This is a genomic window from Nocardioides sp., assembly GCF_047606145.1.
Classification (GTDB): domain Bacteria; phylum Actinomycetota; class Actinomycetes; order Propionibacteriales; family Nocardioidaceae; genus Nocardioides.
The window spans coordinates 1-2858 of the sequence record NZ_JASGET010000035.1 but is presented as its reverse complement, the minus strand read 5'-3'; the positions used below and the strand labels follow the sequence as shown (position 1 = coordinate 2858).

2 protein-coding genes are annotated in these 2858 nt (G+C 70.9%); both read left to right on the top strand.

Going from position 1 to position 2858, the window contains the following annotated elements; genetic code table 11:
* A partial coding sequence (locus QM638_RS05490) for a hypothetical protein (RefSeq protein ID WP_415140938.1) occupies window positions 1-653 on the top strand: 653 nt, incomplete at its 5' end.
* A gap of 269 nt (window positions 654-922) precedes the next feature.
* On the top strand, window positions 923-2497 hold the full coding sequence (gene cimA / locus QM638_RS05485) for a citramalate synthase (RefSeq protein WP_415140937.1): 1575 nt from the start codon (window positions 923-925) through the stop codon (window positions 2495-2497).
* Window positions 2498-2858 lie beyond the last annotated feature (361 nt).

Below are 2858 nucleotides of genomic sequence, written 5' to 3'. Positions count from 1 at the left end.
GGGTCGAGACCGCGCCGGGCGCCGCCGGCCCCGGCGTCGCGCCGGGAGATCCGCTGTCGGTCGGGTCGAGTCCGGCGCGGCCGCCGTTCGCCGTACGGTTCCGGCGCGGCGCGCTGGCCACCGCGCTCGTGGTGGTCGGCGGTGCCGCGACCGCCGCGGCGCCCTGGATCGCGCTCGGCGTGATGGCGCTGCTGGTGTGGCTGCTGCGCACCGGCTCGTACGGCGCCACCGACCTGGCCGAGCGCCGCCTGCTGCGCGGCGCCAAGTGGTACGACGCGCCACGGGTCGTGGTGCGCGCCCCCTGGGAGCTGGTGCGGTCGATCCCGACCACGCTGCTGCTGCTGTTGTGGTCGGTCGGGCTCGCGCTGGCGGTGATGCTCATCGCGTTCGCGCTGGGCAGCAGCCTCACCCTCGACCTGTTCGTCGGCGGGGTGATGCTCACCGCGATGCTCGCCCTGGGACCGGGCAGCGATCGGCTCCGCGGCCCGCTGCGACGAGTCGGCCACCCGCTGGCCGCCGAGCCGCGCAGGTGGGGCGTGGGGATGCTCGTCGTACTCGCACTGGCGGCGGCGCTCGGTTGGTCGACGCTCTCCCACGGCATCCGGTGGGCGCCCGACGACGACCAGCCCAAGGTCGCCCACCTGCTGAGCTGACCGGCCGACGGACCGATCGGTCCTGATACCGATGCCTCCCGGCCCCGACCGCATCCTGAGACTTCGCCGCCGCGGCACCGGATCGCGTGGCACCATGACCGGCATGCTGATCTCGACCGCCTCCGCGATCATCATTAGCTAGCGCGCTGTCACCCCGACAGCGCGCCCACCTCTCGTCCGCGAGAGGTTTTTTTGTGCCCACGATCAACTCCCAGACCTACGACACAGACCTGCGAACACAGACCGGCCACACACGGACAGGCGAACACATGGACACCGGCTTCCACGTCTACGACACCACGCTGCGCGACGGCGCTCAGCAGGAGGGGCTCAACCTCTCCGTCGGCGACAAGCTGGCCATCGCGCGTCAGCTCGATGGTCTCGGGGTCGGCTACATCGAGGGTGGCTGGCCGGGCGCCAACCCCAAGGACACCGAGTTCTTCGCCCGCGCCAAGGCCGAGCTCAGCCTCGAGCACGCCCAGCTCGCCGCATTCGGGGCGACCCGTCGGGCCGGGGTCCGGGCCGCCGACGACCCCCTGGTCGCGGCACTGCGCGACTCCGGCGCGGGCGTGGTGACGCTGGTCGCCAAGTCCCACGACCGGCATGTCGAGCTCGCCCTGCGCACCACCCTGGACGAGAACCTCGCCATGATCCGCGACACCATCACCCACCTGCGCACCGAGGGGCAGCGGGTCTTCCTGGACGCCGAGCACTTCTTCGACGGCTATCGGGCCAATCGTGACTATGCCCTGGAGGTGCTGCGCACGGCGTACGACGCCGGTGCCGAGGTGGTGGCGCTGTGCGACACCAACGGTGGGATGCTGCCGTCCTGGGTGGCCGACGTGGTCCACGACGTCACCTCGGCCACCGGTGGCCGGGTCGGCATCCACTGCCACAACGACACCGGCTGCGCGGTCGCCAACACGCTCGCCGCCGTCGAGGCCGGTGCCTCGCACGTGCAGGGCACGATCAACGGCTACGGCGAGCGCACCGGCAACGCGGACCTCATCTCGGTGGTGGCCAACCTCGAGCTCAAGGTCGGGCGCGGGGTGCTGCCGGGCGGCCTGCTGCGCGAGGCGACCCGGACCGCACACGCGGTCGCGGAGGTGACCAACGTGCCGCCCGCCGCCCGGCAGCCGTACGTGGGCGCCTCGGCCTTCACCCACAAGGCCGGCCTGCACGCCTCGGCGATCAAGGTCGACCCCGACCTCTACCAGCACATGGACCCGATCGGGGTCGGCAACGACATGCGGCTGCTGGTCTCCGACATGGCCGGCCGGGCGAGCATCGAGTTGAAGGGCAAGGAGCTCGGCTACGACCTGTCCGGCGACCGTGACCTGGTGACCAGGATCACCGAGCGGGTCAAGGAGCTGGAGGGGCGCGGCTACACCTTCGAGGCGGCCGACGCGTCCTTCGAGCTCCTGCTGATCGAGGAGGTCTCCGGCGAGCGGCCGTCGTACTTCGATGTGGAGTCCTGGCGGGTCATCTCCGAGACCCGCTCCCAGGGCGGTCCGGCCACCGAGGCCACCGTCAAGCTGCGCGCCGGTGGCGCGCGATACGTGGTCACCGGCGAGGGGAACGGCCCGGTCAACGCGCTGGACCAGGCACTGCGCGAGGCGATCACCCAGGCCTACCCGGTGGTCGCCTCCTTCGAGCTGATCGACTACAAGGTGCGACTCTTCGACGCCGGTCACGGCACCGACGCCAAGACCCGCGTCCTGATCGAGACCAGCGACGGTCAGGACTCCTGGGTGACCGTCGGGGTGGGTGCCAACGTCATCGAGGCCTCCTGGGAGGCCCTGGTCGACGGGCTCGCCTTCGGCCTGCGGCGCCACTCCCACTGACCCATACCCCCTGACCCATACCGGCGAGCAGAGCCAAATAGTGGTCCCACCCCTGCCGAGCAGAGCCAAGTGGTCGTCCCGCAGTCGCCGAGCAGAGCCAGATGGTCGTCCGATCGTGACCGAACAGAGCTGACGAGCAGAGCTGACGAGCAGAGCCGGATGGTCGTCGTACGACGGCTGTCCACAGCCTTGCCTCAGGGCGGTTGGCAGCGTCCGGCCGTGGGGCGACCATGGGGCATGAGATTCCCTAGGTCAACCTCAGGCGGCAAGAAGTTGCATGGCGCCTCCGTGGGGTTGGGGGTTGTAGGCGGTGTTGGTTTGCCAGCAGCGCCAGATCACGCGGACCCATGCTCGGGCCAGG